General features: G+C 41.1%; 12 protein-coding genes and 1 pseudogene. 6 read left to right on the top strand and 7 right to left on the bottom strand.

Annotation, left to right across the window (positions count from 1 at the left end):
• Nucleotides 1-129: 129 nt before the first annotated feature.
• The gene (locus G6Q48_RS02760; protein ID WP_166264395.1) at nt 130-429 is read left to right on the top strand and encodes an HdeA/HdeB family chaperone; all 300 of its coding nucleotides are present in this window, start codon (nt 130-132) and stop codon (nt 427-429) included.
• 120 nt (nt 430-549) lie between these two features.
• Here G6Q48_RS02760 and G6Q48_RS02765 read toward each other — a convergent pair whose 3' ends face one another.
• Nucleotides 550-1,449 carry a LysR family transcriptional regulator gene (locus tag G6Q48_RS02765; protein ID WP_166264397.1) on the bottom strand — a complete coding sequence of 300 codons (900 nt, stop codon included), beginning with the start codon at nt 1,447-1,449 and terminating at the stop codon, nt 550-552.
• 99 nt (nt 1,450-1,548) lie between these two features.
• On the opposite strand from G6Q48_RS02765, the gene G6Q48_RS02770 reads away from it, so the two are divergent.
• The 3 genes and pseudogenes from G6Q48_RS02770 to G6Q48_RS02780 all read left to right on the top strand — a co-directional run bounded on the left by G6Q48_RS02770 (nt 1,549) and on the right by G6Q48_RS02780 (nt 4,886).
• A complete protein-coding gene (locus G6Q48_RS02770; RefSeq protein ID WP_166264399.1) occupies nt 1,549-2,880 on the top strand; it encodes an MFS transporter in 1,332 nt (443 codons plus the stop codon).
• Nucleotides 2,881-3,273 (top strand): hypothetical protein, encoded by a 393-nt coding sequence (locus G6Q48_RS02775; RefSeq protein WP_166264401.1) that lies wholly within the window; start codon nt 2,881-2,883, stop codon nt 3,271-3,273.
• Between the two features lie 152 nt (nt 3,274-3,425).
• A pseudogene (locus G6Q48_RS02780) lies at nt 3,426-4,886 on the top strand (MFS transporter).
• Nucleotides 4,887-4,955: 69 nt separating this feature from the next.
• On the opposite strand, the gene rpoD reads toward G6Q48_RS02780, so the two are convergent.
• The 3 genes from rpoD to rpsU all read right to left on the bottom strand — a co-directional run bounded on the left by rpoD (nt 4,956) and on the right by rpsU (nt 9,128).
• Entirely contained in the window at nt 4,956-6,809 is a 1,854-nt protein-coding gene (gene rpoD, locus G6Q48_RS02785; protein WP_102137848.1) for an RNA polymerase sigma factor RpoD, read from the bottom strand.
• A 187-nt stretch (nt 6,810-6,996) separates the two neighbouring features.
• Nucleotides 6,997-8,742 (bottom strand): DNA primase, encoded by a 1,746-nt coding sequence (dnaG, locus tag G6Q48_RS02790; RefSeq protein WP_102137847.1) that lies wholly within the window; start codon nt 8,740-8,742, stop codon nt 6,997-6,999.
• 170 nt (nt 8,743-8,912) lie between these two features.
• Nucleotides 8,913-9,128, bottom strand: coding sequence for a 30S ribosomal protein S21 (gene rpsU / locus G6Q48_RS02795; RefSeq protein ID WP_001144069.1), 216 nt, complete (start codon nt 9,126-9,128; stop codon nt 8,913-8,915).
• Nucleotides 9,129-9,458: 330 nt separating this feature from the next.
• Here rpsU and tsaD point away from each other — a divergent pair, with 330 nt between their 5' ends.
• The gene (gene tsaD / locus G6Q48_RS02800) at nt 9,459-10,478 is read left to right on the top strand and encodes a tRNA (adenosine(37)-N6)-threonylcarbamoyltransferase complex transferase subunit TsaD (RefSeq protein WP_102137846.1); all 1,020 of its coding nucleotides are present in this window, start codon (nt 9,459-9,461) and stop codon (nt 10,476-10,478) included.
• Nucleotides 10,479-10,564: 86 nt separating this feature from the next.
• Here the strand turns inward: tsaD and G6Q48_RS02805 are convergent, their stop codons facing one another.
• Nucleotides 10,565-12,097 carry a methyl-accepting chemotaxis protein gene (locus tag G6Q48_RS02805; protein WP_102137845.1) on the bottom strand — a complete coding sequence of 511 codons (1,533 nt, stop codon included), beginning with the start codon at nt 12,095-12,097 and terminating at the stop codon, nt 10,565-10,567.
• Nucleotides 12,098-12,374: 277 nt separating this feature from the next.
• Entirely contained in the window at nt 12,375-13,031 is a 657-nt protein-coding gene (gene plsY, locus G6Q48_RS02810; RefSeq protein WP_125890346.1) for a glycerol-3-phosphate 1-O-acyltransferase PlsY, read from the bottom strand.
• Nucleotides 13,032-13,138: 107 nt separating this feature from the next.
• On the opposite strand from plsY, the gene folB reads away from it, so the two are divergent.
• Nucleotides 13,139-13,498: a bifunctional dihydroneopterin aldolase/7,8-dihydroneopterin epimerase gene (gene folB, locus G6Q48_RS02815; RefSeq protein WP_102137844.1), complete on the top strand. Its 360-nt coding sequence runs from the start codon at nt 13,139-13,141 to the stop codon at nt 13,496-13,498.
• A gap of 39 nt (nt 13,499-13,537) precedes the next feature.
• Here folB and G6Q48_RS02820 read toward each other — a convergent pair whose 3' ends face one another.
• Nucleotides 13,538-14,767, bottom strand: coding sequence for a multifunctional CCA addition/repair protein (locus G6Q48_RS02820; protein WP_166264403.1), 1,230 nt, complete (start codon nt 14,765-14,767; stop codon nt 13,538-13,540).
• Nucleotides 14,768-14,777: the final 10 nt, after the last annotated feature.

Raw genomic sequence — 14,777 nt, forward strand, 5'->3', positions numbered from 1 at the left:
GTTTGTTATTCTATTTTTAATTCAGTATAAATTTAATCATCAAAATTAGAATATATAATTTATATAAATAATATGCTAATAATAGCTAGCCACATAATTCTATATTTTAAATTTTCAATGGAGTTCAAAATGAGAAAGGTTATTATATCTAGCGTATTATTTGCAGTGTCTACAATTTCATTTAACTCAATGGCAGCAGACAAAAATATGGTTACACCTGAAAATATGACTTGCCAGCAATTTATTAATTTAGATCCTCAAAGTTGGGCACCTGTTGCGTTATGGGTAACAAACCAAGAAACGCAATTTAAAGGTGGGGATTATGTTGCGCTAACAGAGCAAAGTGTTGCTGAAGTCCCTCAGATTGTTGAGTTTTGTAAGAAAAAACCGGAAGGTACTCTGCAAGATTATTTAGCATCTAAGAAATAAAGCAGACTATTATGCCATGGAAGGCATAATAGGCATTACCAACGAGAAGGATAAGCTTTTATTCTGTGGTCGATTAGAAACTAAATTTTTGAAACATTTAACCTGCCTATCTCTATATTTTTATTTATTTACAGCTAATTTATCAGCTAAGTAATCAATAAAAGCACGTGTCTTAGCCGGTAAAACAAGAGTATTTGGATAAAGTAATTGAATATTTTGTTTAGGTAAATGGTATTCAGGTAATACATGAACTAAGCGTTCACACCGCAAGTCGTCATCAACCATCCAAGCAGGGCATATTGCAATACCTAAAGAAGCTAACACCATATGGTGAATAACGGCGGCAGAATTAGACTCGTATTGGTTTTTAATTATAGGTAAGTAATATTTTTCATTTTTTGCGTTCTGTAAAAAATATTGCGGATCTTGCCAGTTTAATAGGGCATGGTTAATCCATGGAACATTTGCTAAATCAGTGAGTTGTTTTATTGGGTGTTTTTCTATAAATTCCGGGGTGGCGACTAAGTAAATTTCATATTCACCCAGTTTCTTCATTTTAAGAGATGAGTTCTTTAGGTTGCCTAATCGAATGGATAAATCGAGTTTTTCTGTGATCAGGTCGTCTAAGGATGAGTTAAATGAATATTGTAACCGTAGCTTAGGATAAAGACGGCAAAATTCAGGAAGTAGTGGCAAAATAAAACGTTGGCCAAACTCACTCGTTGATGAAAAACGCAGCAAACCGGCAATATTAGTGCCTAAATTTTGGCTTCTTTCAAAAGCTTCATCTATTTGACTTTGAATACGTTTAAAGTCGTCATAGAAATGTTTTCCCACTTCTGTTAATGCAATATTTCGCGTATTTCGTGTTAGCAAGCTTACATTGAGCTGAGCTTCTAATTGTTTGATATCCACACTAACCATAGAGCGGCTTAGCCCTAAAATATCTGCGGCTTTCGTGAATGAACCGGAGTCAACAACTTGTAGAAAGCTGATAATCTTTTTGAGATTTTTTTGCATAATGACAATGATTGTTCTTTTTTATTAAACAATCATGTTACCTCCCTTGTATCGACAAAGAAAGTACTTAAATCTATTCTTTGCCACCGGAGGAAGTCCATGACTTATCGATACAAAATCGCCACAGTATTTTTACTCGGTTTCTTTATTGATTGTATTAATATTTTTATGTCAGCGATAGCATTACCTGATATTGCATCGTCATTTTCAGCGAGCCAATCTCAAGTTGCTTGGGTTGCCAATGGTTATATTTTAGGTTTAGTTCTGGTGATGCCCATCAGTTTATGGCTAGCAGGCAGGCTAGGTAATCAAAAGCTACTTTGCTATTCCATGTTGCTCTTTTCTGTTGCAGCTTGGTTCAGTGGGAGCAGTGATTCAATTTATAGTTTAATTTTTTGGCGTTTTATCCAAGGAGCCGCGGGAGGGTTATTAATTCCTGTAGGTCAGGCACTCGTTTTTGCATTATTTCCAAATAATGATCGTCAGCGTATATCAACATTGATTATGACAGTCGCGTTAATTGCGCCTGCATTCTCACCTGCCATTGGTGGTTTAATTATTGATTCTTTATCTTGGCATTGGGTTTTTTATGCTAATTTACCTTTTTCATTGCTAACGGCCGTACTTGCCTGGGTTTGGATAAAAAATGATGGGAAAACAATAAGAGAAAAGCCAGATATTTTGGGGTTAATAATGGTAAGTTTAAGTTTATTAAGCTTATTATTATCATTCTCTTTTTATAATGACTATCACAATTTATTATTGGCTTTGGTGAGTTTTTCTACTTCTGTCCTTGTATTTATTGTTTATCTTAAATATGCAAAAAAATGTCGAGAACCTATTTTAAATTTTCAGTTATTGAAAAACGCCAATCTGCGTAACGCTTTTATTGTTTACTATGCTGTTCCCGGTATTTTTACAGGGGTTAATTTACTCAATATTTTTAATCTACAAGAGAACATGGGATTCAGTGCGGCACAAACAGGGTTATTCATGGTGCTATATGCATTGGGAGCGGTGATATCAATGTTAACTGGTGGTCGCCTTTATTTGCAGATAGGGAAAAAACAATTATTTATTATTGGTATTACATTACATAGCCTTGGTATTTTTCTGCTTTATTGGGTTTCATCTTCAAGTCAGCTCTATTTATTAATAATCGCTTATTTATTGATGGGGATGGGTGGTGGATTGAGCGCCAATACTGCACAAATTAGCTCGTTGATGGACTTCAAAGATAAAGATTTACTTCAAGGGAGCGTTTTGTGGAATATTAATCGGCAAGTCGCATTTAGTGTGGGTGCCGTCATATTTATTTCTATATTTAGCCTAACGACTTTTTCGAGTGATTTATTACGCTATCAATATACGTTTCTTATCGCATCAATACTCGGGTTACTTTCATTAATTTCAGTGATCAAGGAAAAATAAATGAGTGAAACAATGGAAAGAGCGCTGCAAAGCGTTGTGGACGTACATGTCTTAATTGAGAATGTTTTTATGGGGAGAAATGGTGATAAAAGTTTGGCTCCTCTATTAGCCAGTTTCGATAAGCACTTTAAAATGGTTACAACCCAGGGCCATTGTATTGGATTAAATGAAGTGACTCAGTTATTCAGTCAGAATGTAGGGGCTCGAACATTATTTACAACAGAGTGTATTAATCTGATGCCATTACGCGAAGACAATGGTTATTGCTGGGTTCAATATCAAGAAAAACAGCAAATAAATGGTATTGAGTCGTTAAGAATTTCTGCTGCATGTATCAGGGTCGAAGCAGAAGAGTGTATTTGGGTTTATTTGCATGAAACTCCAGTAGTGTAAATGAGATAAAATGAGGGTGATAAAACAGAGTAATTACTGTTTTATCACCAACAGAGAGTATAAGTTTATAGATGATATTTATTCTCATTTTTATTGACCGTCGGTCGGTCGAGTATTATCATGCTACTATGATCGAAGATGAGGTATAAAAAATGAGACGACTTTTTTTGATCCTAGCTGTTTGCTTGGGCACTTTTATGGCAACGTTAGATATCAGTATTGTAAACGTTGCACTACCTGCTATTGGGCGTGATCTCGATGTGAATATGTCTATGCTACAATGGGTTATTGACGCCTATGCACTATGTTTGTCAGCATTGATCTTGTCTGTTGGCCCTATTAGCGACCGTTATGGGCGTAAAAAAATTTGGCTAACAGGAATTGTTATTTTCACTCTAGGGTCTGCAATTTGTGCATTTTCTACATCGTCGCACATGTTGATAGCGGGGCGTATTATTCAAGGGGTCGCTGCCGCGGCTTTAATTCCTGGGGCACTTTCTATCATTACACAAGCTTTCTCGAATGATATTGAACGTATAAGAATTATTGGCATTTGGTCAGCCGTGAGTGCACTTTCCTTAATTATCGGCCCTATTTTAGGGGGCTTTTTAGTCGATAGCTTCAATTGGACAACGATATTCTTAATCAATATCCCGATAGGATTGCTAACATTCCTGTTAGGCTGGCTAGGGATACAAGAAAGTTCAGATCCAGATAAAGCCGCACTGGATCCGATGGGGCAAGCTTTAAGTATCATTGCATTAGGTGGTTTAACCTTTGCTTTAATTGAGGCAGGGGAGCAAGGTTGGGGTAGCTATTTCACATTGAGTGGGTTAATCATTGCGACTATTGCATTCTTAGGGTTTATTTGGGTTGAACGCCACGTAGCTCGGCCATGACTACCTTTCTTTTTATTTAAAAAAAATCCATTTTTCTTTCAATATAATATGGCTTCTTTTGCGTTGGGTTTTGCAACTTACAGCAATGTATTTTTTATTGCGCTATTTTTACAAAAAGGCCAAGGGTGGGGGGCATTTGAAGCGGGGATCCGCATGGCACCTGAGTTTATTGCCATGGCTATTTTTTCATTCTCTTTCGGTAAACTCTCTCGCTATTTAAGCGTGCGAAATCTGATGATCTTTGGCTTTATTTTAATCGCGCTGGCTTCATTATTATTAACTCGTGTTAACGCTGAGACACCTTATATACCTATTGCGATAACATTATTTATTTTGGGTGCTGGAATGGGAATGTCTACCCCTGCAATTGGGGCACTTGTCATGGCGAGTGTTGATAAGGCCTATTCCGGCATTGCATCCGCTGTTATGAATGCATTGAGGCAAACAGGTATGACCCTCGGTATTGCTCTTTTGGGAACGTTGATGACACATCGCGCTGTAGAGCAGCTATTACAGGATGACAAGTTGGTTGGGATGTTATCGACACAGGAAATCAAACATTTGATTCAAACTTCTTCAGCAATGCCATCTGCCTTTATTGAGCAAGTCACACGGTCAGCTTTTGTTTCTGGTTTTAATGTAGCGATGTTAGGTGGAGCGGTAGCCATAATGATTACGTTATGCCTGATGGCAAGGTATAAATCAGTGAATTAATTGGTATTGAGGTTACGGACATAAAAAAACACCTGCCGGAGCAGGTGTTTTTAGGTATAAATCAACTAATTACTCGTCAAGGAAACTGCGCAGAACTTCTGAGCGGCTTGGGTGACGTAATTTACGTAATGCTTTCGCTTCGATCTGACGGATACGTTCACGGGTAACATCAAACTGTTTACCGACTTCCTCAAGGGTGTGGTCAGTATTCATATCGATACCAAAACGCATACGTAGCACTTTTGCTTCACGAGCGGTTAAGCCTGCTAACACCTCGTGAGTTGCAGAGCGTAAGCTTTCTGACGTTGCAGAGTCTAAAGGTAGTTCTAAAGTTGTATCTTCAATAAAATCACCTAAATGTGAATCTTCATCATCACCAATAGGGGTTTCCATAGAGATAGGTTCTTTAGCAATCTTCAGTACTTTACGAATTTTATCTTCCGGCATTAGCATGCGTTCTGCCAACTCTTCTGGCGATGGCTCACGGCCCATTTCTTGCAGCATTTGACGAGAGATACGGTTCAGTTTGTTGATAGTTTCAATCATGTGAACCGGGATACGAATAGTACGTGCTTGGTCAGCGATTGAACGCGTGATAGCCTGACGGATCCACCAAGTTGCATAAGTTGAGAACTTATAACCACGGCGATATTCAAACTTATCAACGGCTTTCATCAGGCCGATGTTACCTTCTTGGATCAGGTCAAGGAACTGCAAGCCACGGTTGGTGTATTTCTTAGCGATAGAAATTACCAAACGTAAGTTTGCTTCAACCATCTCTTTCTTCGCACGGCGTGCTTTCGCTTCACCGATAGACATACGACGGTTGATATCTTTAACTTGTTCAATTGTCAGACCCGTTTCTTCTTCAATTTGACGCAGTCTTTGCAGGCAACGTAGAATTTCTTCTTCAACTTCAAGTAGTTTTTCTGACCAAGGCTTGTTCATTGCTTTTGCAGCAGTTAACCAAGTTTCGCTGGTCTCATTACCACTAAATAAAGTAATGAAGTTTTTCTTCGGCATCTTACATTGTTCAACACACAGTTTCATGATGGTACGCTCTTGTAAGCGAACTCTGTCCATCATTTCACGCATGTTATTGACCAAGTAGTCAAATTGCTTAGGAACTAAACGGAATTCTTTAAATACTTCGGAAAGCTGCTCAATAGCGGCAGCCGTTTTCGCATCACTACGGCCATATTGTTTAATATGTTGACGCGTTTTTTCATATTGCTCGCGAAGATCAGAGAATTTTTGACGCGCTAATTCAGGATCGATGCTGTTATCGTCATCGCTATCGCTGTCATCGCCGTCTTCATCTTCTTCGTCTTCGTCATCATCTTTATCAAGCTCTGCTTGTGGTAATTCAGAGCCAACGTGAGTTGCTGTTGGTGCAAGATCTTCTTCCGCGTTAGGGTCAACAAAGCCGGTGATTAAATCAGATAAACGGCTTTCTCCTGCTTCAACACGGTCATATTGCTCAAGAAGATAGGTGATAGCCTCAGGATATTCAGCAACAGAGCACTGAACCTGATTAATACCATCCTCGATGCGTTTTGCAATGTCGATTTCGCCTTCTCGTGTGAGAAGCTCGACGGTACCCATTTCACGCATATACATGCGGACAGGGTCGGTTGTACGGCCGATTTCACTTTCAACACTGGACAGCACTTGTGCAGCGGCTTCTGCTGCATCTTCATCAGTATCGGAAGTATTTTCAGCCAAAATTAAATCATCGGCATCAGGTGCTTCTTCCATGACCTGGATGCCCATGTCATTAATCATCTGAATGATATCTTCAATTTGATCTGAATCGACGATATCTTCCGGCAGATGGTCGTTGACCTCGGCATAGGTTAAGTAACCTTGCTCTTTACCCTTGGTTACGAGTAGCTTAAGCTGCGACTGCGGGTTTTGCTCCATAAGACGGTATCCACACTTCTGAGTATTTTAATTGGTGTCGGTCGGCGAAACATTCGGCCAACAAGAACATACAAAGGGAATATTTATTATTCGCTACGCCCTTTATTTTCGTAGCATTTTACAGGCATTTGCCTTGTGTTTATCGGCACTTAAGCCGTTTAAAATATTAATTCTGTTTTGGGTTAGATTATGTTTTCACTCTTGAAAGAGTGATTAAGCGGACTTCTTCGCGCTCTTCTGGGGTCAGCCCTTCAGTTCGTTCTTTTGCTATCAAATAGTCAAAACGTTCGTCGAGTGCGCTATTAAATAGATGGTTTAACGCATCTATAAAGGTATTTTCCGCTATCTCCTCTATTTCTATATCGTTCCACGTTGCTAGTTTTTCAAGCTGTTTCGAAAATTTATTATCACGATAACGCTCTAGCAACTGCCCAGTTGACATTCCGGGGGTGGAACGGCAAACATCAACCAATTCCTGAAATAGAGAAAGCCCCGGCATTTGAATATGGGCGATCCCCTCTAATGAGGGAACAAGCTCCGAAAAGTTCGGATTCTGTACCAACAGCGCGATAAGTATTCGCATTGTGGTTGGTTTTAATTTGGGCGCCTGATAGTTAACTTGTTCTGTGCTCTCTCTATCAATCATAGCAAGAACTTGAGAAATATCCGGTATACCAATAAAATTTCCTAGCTCTTGAGCCATATAAAGGCGCAGTGTTTCACCAGGTATTTGTTTAATCAAAGGGATAGCCAGTTTACTAAATTTTGCTTTCCCTTCTTGCGTTTTTAAATCTACCTGAGGCACAAGTGAATCAAATAAAAAGGCGGAAAGGGTTTGAGCATCTTTCATGCGTTGCTCAAAAGTCTCTTTGCCTTCTTTACGCACTAATGAATCAGGGTCTTCACCATCGGGTAAAAACATAAAGCGCAGCTGGCGACCATCCGTTAGATAGGGAAGTGCTGTTTCCAGTGCCCGCCAAGCCGCTTCTCGGCCAGCGCGGTCGCCATCATAACAACAAATAACTGTATCTGTTGAACGATAAAGTAGCTGAATATGTTCAGAGGTTGTTGATGTGCCAAGTGAGGCAACCGCATAGCGGATGTCATACTGAGCGAGAGCAACAACGTCCATATAGCCTTCAACTACGAGTAACTTCGCTAATTCACTACTATTTTGTGTTGCTTCATAGAGGCCAAATAATTGACGACCTTTATGGAAAATATCAGTTTCGGGAGAGTTTAAGTATTTGGGAAGGGCATCCCCTAACACACGCCCACCGAAGGCAATTACACGACCGCGTCTATCCCGAATTGGGAACATGACACGCTCTCTAAAACGGTCATAGATTCGGCCATTATCATTTGTCACTAACATGCCTGCATCATCAAGCTGTTTGCGACTTTCTGGGTTTACAGCGAATTTTTTGAGTAAATTGTCCCAGCCCGCAGGGGCGAAACCAATCGAAAAATGCTCAATAATTTCAGCGCTTAAACCACGTTGGCTTAAATAATCTTTCGCTTTATTAGCCGAAGAATGACTTAAGGCAGCACAGTAAAATTGATTAATTTTTTCCATCAACTGATATAAATTTTGCCGTTGATGAAGTTCTATTTGGCTTGAACCCGTTCCTTTTTCATAAGGGACATCAAGGCCATGCAGTGCAGATAATTCTTCAATAGCTTCGACAAAATCGAGTTTGTCATAATTCATCAAAAAATCGATAGCGTTGCCGTGAGCGCCACAACCAAAACAGTAATAAAATTGTCTTTCACCGTTTACGGTAAAAGAAGGTGTTTTTTCATTATGGAACGGACAACAAGCGTGATGGTTTTTACCCTGTTTTTTTAACGGGACTTTTGCATCTACTAAATCAATGATGTCAGTTCTTGCTAACAAGTCATTGATAAATGAACGCGGAATTCGTCCAGCCATAAGCCTCTTTTTCGCCTGTTGATGAACGATAATAAGCCGCGCTTCCTTGAGGAAAGCACGGCCTTTAACTGCTTAGCTATTTACTACTACAAAAACTAAGTGACTACGAGAGAAACCAACGTTTTGTATTAGCTATCGTCTGTAATGAATGCAGTTTTCACTGCAAACAACTAGTACAGACGAGTACGGCGTGCGTTTTCGCGAGCCAGTTTCTTAGCGTGACGCTTTACAGCTGATGCTTTAGCGCGTTTACGTTCAGTCGTTGGTTTTTCATAGAATTCACGACGACGAACTTCAGCTAAAACACCTGCTTTTTCACAGGAACGTTTGAAACGACGCAGTGCAACGTCGAATGGCTCGTTTTCACGTACTTTAATTACCGGCATGTGCCTCTCACCTCAATAGAAATCGGTTTGTTGCTGGTACTGATTCACCAGCCTTCATTTAAAATGGTGCGGAATTTTACTTCAATGAGTACGGGTTTGTAAAGTGCCGTATAAAATTGAATCACACAAGATTACCTGATTTGCAGTTCATTCGATGAAAAAGCAAACAAAACCAGATAATAATGAGAATTAGCCACACGAAATTTTTTATTACAGGGGACTGATTATAGACTATACAGTCAGGAAAGTCAGCCTTTTACCAACATTAATTACGCGATTGCGCGAAAATAGTGATAGACTTGCGGTTATGCAATAAACAAGGGTAGTGCAATGCGTGTTTTAGGTATCGAAACCTCTTGCGATGAGACGGGTATCGCAATTTATGATGATGAGCGTGGCTTATTAGCCAATCAATTATACAGCCAAATTAAAGTTCATGCAGATTACGGTGGTGTCGTGCCTGAATTGGCTTCGCGCGATCATATTCGCAAAACAGTGCCGTTAATTCAAGCCGCGCTGAAAGAAGCTAATTTAACAAGCCAAGATATCGACGCTGTTGCTTATACTGCGGGCCCAGGTTTGGTAGGGGCTTTAATGGTAGGTGCAACCGTTGGGCGTTCATTAGCTTTTGCATGGAATGTTCCAGCCGTGGCGGTTCATCACATGGAAGGCCATTTATTGGCTCCAATGTTAGAAGAGAAAAGCCCTGAATTTCCTTTCGTTGCATTACTGGTTTCTGGTGGGCATACCCAGCTTATCAGTGTGACGGGAATTGGTGAGTATGAGCTACTTGGCGAATCTATCGATGACGCGGCAGGTGAAGCGTTTGATAAAACAGCGAAATTATTAGGTTTAGACTACCCTGGCGGCCCTGTGCTATCTCGCATGGCGCAGCAGGGTACTGCGGGCCGTTTTGTTTTTCCTCGCCCAATGACAGACAGGCCAGGGCTTGATTTTAGCTTCTCAGGGTTAAAAACCTTTGCAGCCAATACCATTCGTGAAAATGCGGATGACGACCAAACCCGAGCAGATATTGCGAGAGCCTTTGAAGATGCCGTGGTAGATACTCTGGCAATTAAGTGCAAACGCGCTTTAGAACAAACAGGGTTTAAACGCTTAGTGATGGCGGGGGGCGTTAGTGCTAACCGCGCACTCAGAGCTAAAATGGAAGACGTTCTTAAACAGCGCGGCGGTGAAGTTTTTTATGCACGCCCTGAATTCTGTACGGATAACGGCGCGATGATTGCTTTAGCGGGGCTTATTCGCCTTAAAGGTGGGTCAACGACAGGGCTTGGTGTAACAGTTCGCCCGCGCTGGCCACTGGCGGAATTGCCACCGTTAGAAAAATAACATCGCTGATGAGTTTATGTTTTTGATAAAAAGGGCTGGGTGACAGCCCTTTTACTTTTCAATTAAATATTAATGTAAAACAACGATTAGTGTAAGACAACGACCGCATCTTCAAGCCTGCTTGAACGAGCTTTTACCATATTTGATGTCTCTGTACTTTGCTCTACCAGTAATGTGCTTTGTTGTGTGATGGTTTCGAGCTCACTTACCGCTTGGGTAATATCGGCGATCCCAGCTGCTTGTTCAGAGGTTGCTTGGCTAATATGGGTAATCAATTGCGTGACATTCTGTATTTGGTCAACAATCTCCTTCATGGTGTCCCCTGCCGTATTTACTTGATTTTTCCCTGAATTGACTTTCTTTTCGCAATCATTAATTAATTCGCGAATATCATTCACTGCGCTTGCACTACGGCTTGCGAGGCTGCGTACTTCATTTGCGACAACAGCAAAGCCTTTGCCTTGTTCACCTGCACGAGCGGCTTCTACAGCGGCATTTAACGCGAGTATATTAGTTTGAAATGCGATGTCTTTAATCACATCCGTAATGGAATTGATTTTGCTGGTACTATTAACAATCTCATTCATGGTATCGACAACGGCTTCCATCATTGCACCGCCATTTACTGCGGTTTCGCTAGTGGTATTAGAAAGCTGATCAACTTGGATTGTATTATCGGCATTCATTTTTACAGAAACAGCCATTTGGTTCATGGTCGCAACGGTTTGTTGCATATAACCGACGGTTTGCTGAGTATGCGTTTCTAATTCACCACAATCGGAGACTAAAGATTCACTGCCTTTGCGGACGTTATCAACTTGTTCGGAGACATCTTTGATTAGCCAGCGGCAAACCAGTCCAAGTTGCCCTATAGCGCGTAATACTAAGCCAATTTCATCTGTACGTTGCATATGGTTAACGCTATGTTGATTTCCTCGTGCAATACCAAGTGCTTGTTGGGTGATGTTTTCCAATGGTGTGGCGAGCATTTTTTCAAATATCACATTACCGACCAGTAATGTGATAAATGTGCAGATGCTCATGATTAAAAGGGATCCGATTGGTTGCAAAACAACGCTTGCCATGATGAGCCAAAGAATAAACAACAGGCTCATGACGAGTCGGATACGCCAGCGTGTTGAACATATAGAAAAGTGAAACGGTATTTTTTTAGAAAGTACAATTCCCTTAAAAATTTTTCGTTTACTTCTATTTTCATTCATTGCGGTATAGAGCGGTTCTACTGTCGCAATTTCTTGGCGTGTTGCACGGGTTCGAATGGACATATAGCCCGTAATGACACCTTTGCGTTCCACTGGGATGATATTGGCTCTAACCCAGTAATGGTCACCATTTTTCCGACGGTTTTTTACAATACCAGTCCAAGGTTCTCCTTTTTTAAGTGTTGCCCACATGTCGGCAAAAGCTTCTTTGGGCATATCTGGATGGCGGATAATATTGTGCGGACGTGTTAATAACTCATCTAATTCATAACCACTAACTTGGACAAAGAAATCATTAGCGTGAACAATGTTTCCTTGCAGATCGCTAGTTGTCATCAATGTGATATTTTCATCTAACACATATTCATTTTGAGTGATATAAGGGGTTCTGCTCATTACAATACCATTATTATTGTTTAATTTTCCTTTTATATAGTCGACAGCTTTTAAATATTCCTTAGTAATAATTTTGCAATAATTTAACTTTTCTTTAAAAGTGTGCGCTAGTTATGGCTAAAATGTAACGCAGCACAAATTGCTACCAGTACAGTTTTAAGGAGGGATATCGCGCTGTTGTTATTGATGGGCTTTTTTGGGAAATTTTAAACAAGGCAAAATAGCATAAAAAAAGAGCTGAAATCAGCTCTTCTTAGGGAAAAATCAAATGTAACGATCAGTCATCCTGTTCTTGCTCTTTGGCTTCTTGGGCTATTTCTTTATTGGTTTTTTGTTTTTTGTTTTTCAGTTTTTGCCAAATACGGCTTTCTTGGCCGCGCCAAAGGCGTTGTATATTACCGTGATGGCGGACTAACACTAAACAAGACAGCATGGCAACAGGGAAGGTGAATTCAGGTTTAAACCACCAAACATAAAAGGGAGCAAGTAAGGCGCTGACAATCGCGCCGAGTGATGAATAACCACTAAGCAATACTGTAAGTAACCATGTCCCTGCGACTAAACCAGAAAGATCCCAACCAATAGCGGCAATTGAGCCAAATGCAGTTGCTACACCTTTTCCGCCTTTGAAACGAAAGAAAATGGGATATATATGCCCAAGACAGGCTGCAATTGCAACAAAGCCAAGATAGAATGGCTGCACATTTAAATAATAAGCAAGCCAAACGGGTATCATCCCTTTTAATACGTCACAAATGAGTACCCCGGCAGCGGCGGCTTTACCGCCTACACGCAATACGTTAGTTGCACCAGGGTTACCAGAGCCGTGTTGACGGGGGTCGGGTAGTCTCGCCAAACGGCAGATCAGTATCGCACTCGAAACTGAGCCGCAAAGATAGGCGAAGATTATCATGCCAAGCGCGGTTGCACTCATAGCTAACTCCAAAACGGTTAAGGCCATAAATTCACTTCAGTCTTGGATAATACGCATATTTTTGCTGAAGTGGTATCAATTCAGTACATAAATGAGAAAATGACGTGATGGATATCGTATTTATTGAGCAATTATCAGTCATCACCACGATTGGTGTATATGACTGGGAACAAGATATTGAACAGAAACTCGTGCTCGATATCGAAATGGGATGGGATAACAAACGCGCGTCTATGAGCGATAATGTAGAATATTGCCTAGATTATGCCAAGGTTAGTCAGGCTATCCTCGCTCATGTAGGGAATAACAAGTTTGGGTTAGTAGAACGTGTTGCTGAAGAAGTTGCACAATTATTGATGACACAATTTGCTAGCCCATGGGTTCGTATTAAGGTCGCTAAGCCGGGAGCCGTGGCGCGAGCCAAGCAGGTTGGGGTTGTTATCGAAAGAGGCGTGAAAAGCGCTTAAATGATGACTGGCGGTGTTCAGCCGCCAGCTTTATGAGTGTTAGATGATTTGTTGTTGCTGCCAACCTGCAACGGCTTCAATACGTTGTCGCGTAAGTTCTTGACGGATTTCAGGGCCTTGAAAGCCTTGTTCAATAATTGGTTTTACTTCAACGGATTGTGCAATGGAAAAAGCTTGCCTGAAGTACCGTCCTTGTGGATAGGCTTGTTGTTCAAGGCCTAATCGACCTCTTGCATCCGCCTCGCTGATTAAACTGAGTTGTTCAATACGTTCTGGTTTGCGCCAGCTATCAAGCCCATCAAAAATCGCAATGAGCTCATTAGCAGGTAATTTATTGATAACATGGATTTTATCATGATAGCGAGCCGCTAGACGGGCTAAGTCCCGAGCGGTAGTTGGCACTTTTAATCTTGCGCAGAGTGTTTCTATTAATGGAATACCTGCTTCACCGTGGTTTGGGTGACTTGGCCAAACATCCCGTGGTGTCAGCGCTTTACCTAAATCATGGCATAAGGCAGCAAAGCGAATATCCACACTGTTAGATAGCTCGGTAACCACTTTCATTACCATTAGGGTATGAATGCCAGTATCAATCTCTGGGTGCCATTTTTCAGGGGCTGGGACACCAAATAGTGCATCAACTTCAGGAAAAAGAACGGCTAAAGCACCACATTGGCGTAAAACGTCAAAATAAATCTGTGGGGAGTTTGATTTCAGTGCTTTTTCGGTTTCTGTCCAAACGCGCTCGGCGGTGAGGTGAGATAATTCCCCTGTTGCGGCCATTTTTTGCATTAATGCTAATGTTTCAGGCGCAATCGTAAAACCTTGTTCAAAGTAGCGAGCGGCAAATCGCGCAACCCGTAAGACCCGTAAAGGATCTTCAGAAAATGCGTCAGAAACATGACGTAAAATACGGTTGTTGAGATCTTTTACGCCTTGGAATGGGTCAACAATTTCGCCTGATCCACTTTGTGCTATCGCGTTAATTGTTAGATCGCGACGTAGTAGATCATCTTCAATGGTGACATCGGGAGCGCTATAGCAGCTAAAGCCAGTATAGCCCGCGCCAGTTTTACGTTCTGTTCGGGCTAAAGCGTATTCTTCATGGGTTTTTGGATGTAGGAAAACAGGAAAATCCTTTCCGACTTGTTGAAAACCTTGAGATAGCATTGCCTCGGGTGTTGTGCCAACCACCACGTAGTCCCTATCTGAAATAGGTAGTCCAAGAAGTTGGTCACGTACAGCCCCTCCCACGAGATAGACTTTCATTTGAATGGCC

Source organism: Providencia sp. M-27 (assembly GCF_011077905.1).
Lineage (GTDB): Bacteria > Pseudomonadota > Gammaproteobacteria > Enterobacterales > Enterobacteriaceae > Providencia > Providencia huaxiensis.

Bases quoted from the DNA above. Each gene is read 5' to 3' on its own strand.
- G6Q48_RS02805 (WP_102137845.1), bottom strand. From the start codon at position 12,097: ATGAGCAGAACCCCTTATATCACTCAAAATGAATATGTGTTAGATGAA.
- tsaD (WP_102137846.1), top strand. From the start codon at position 9,459: ATGCGTGTTTTAGGTATCGAAACCTCTTGCGATGAGACGGGTATCGCA.
- G6Q48_RS02765 (WP_166264397.1), bottom strand. From the start codon at position 1,449: ATGCAAAAAAATCTCAAAAAGATTATCAGCTTTCTACAAGTTGTTGAC.
- G6Q48_RS02820 (WP_166264403.1), bottom strand. From the start codon at position 14,767: ATGAAAGTCTATCTCGTGGGAGGGGCTGTACGTGACCAACTTCTTGGA.
- dnaG (WP_102137847.1), bottom strand. From the start codon at position 8,742: ATGGCTGGACGAATTCCGCGTTCATTTATCAATGACTTGTTAGCAAGA.
- rpsU (WP_001144069.1), bottom strand. From the start codon at position 9,128: ATGCCGGTAATTAAAGTACGTGAAAACGAGCCATTCGACGTTGCACTG.
- folB (WP_102137844.1), top strand. From the start codon at position 13,139: ATGGATATCGTATTTATTGAGCAATTATCAGTCATCACCACGATTGGT.
- plsY (WP_125890346.1), bottom strand. From the start codon at position 13,031: ATGAGTGCAACCGCGCTTGGCATGATAATCTTCGCCTATCTTTGCGGC.
- G6Q48_RS02775 (WP_166264401.1), top strand. From the start codon at position 2,881: ATGAGTGAAACAATGGAAAGAGCGCTGCAAAGCGTTGTGGACGTACAT.
- G6Q48_RS02760 (WP_166264395.1), top strand. From the start codon at position 130: ATGAGAAAGGTTATTATATCTAGCGTATTATTTGCAGTGTCTACAATT.
- G6Q48_RS02770 (WP_166264399.1), top strand. From the start codon at position 1,549: ATGACTTATCGATACAAAATCGCCACAGTATTTTTACTCGGTTTCTTT.
- rpoD (WP_102137848.1), bottom strand. From the start codon at position 6,809: ATGGAGCAAAACCCGCAGTCGCAGCTTAAGCTACTCGTAACCAAGGGT.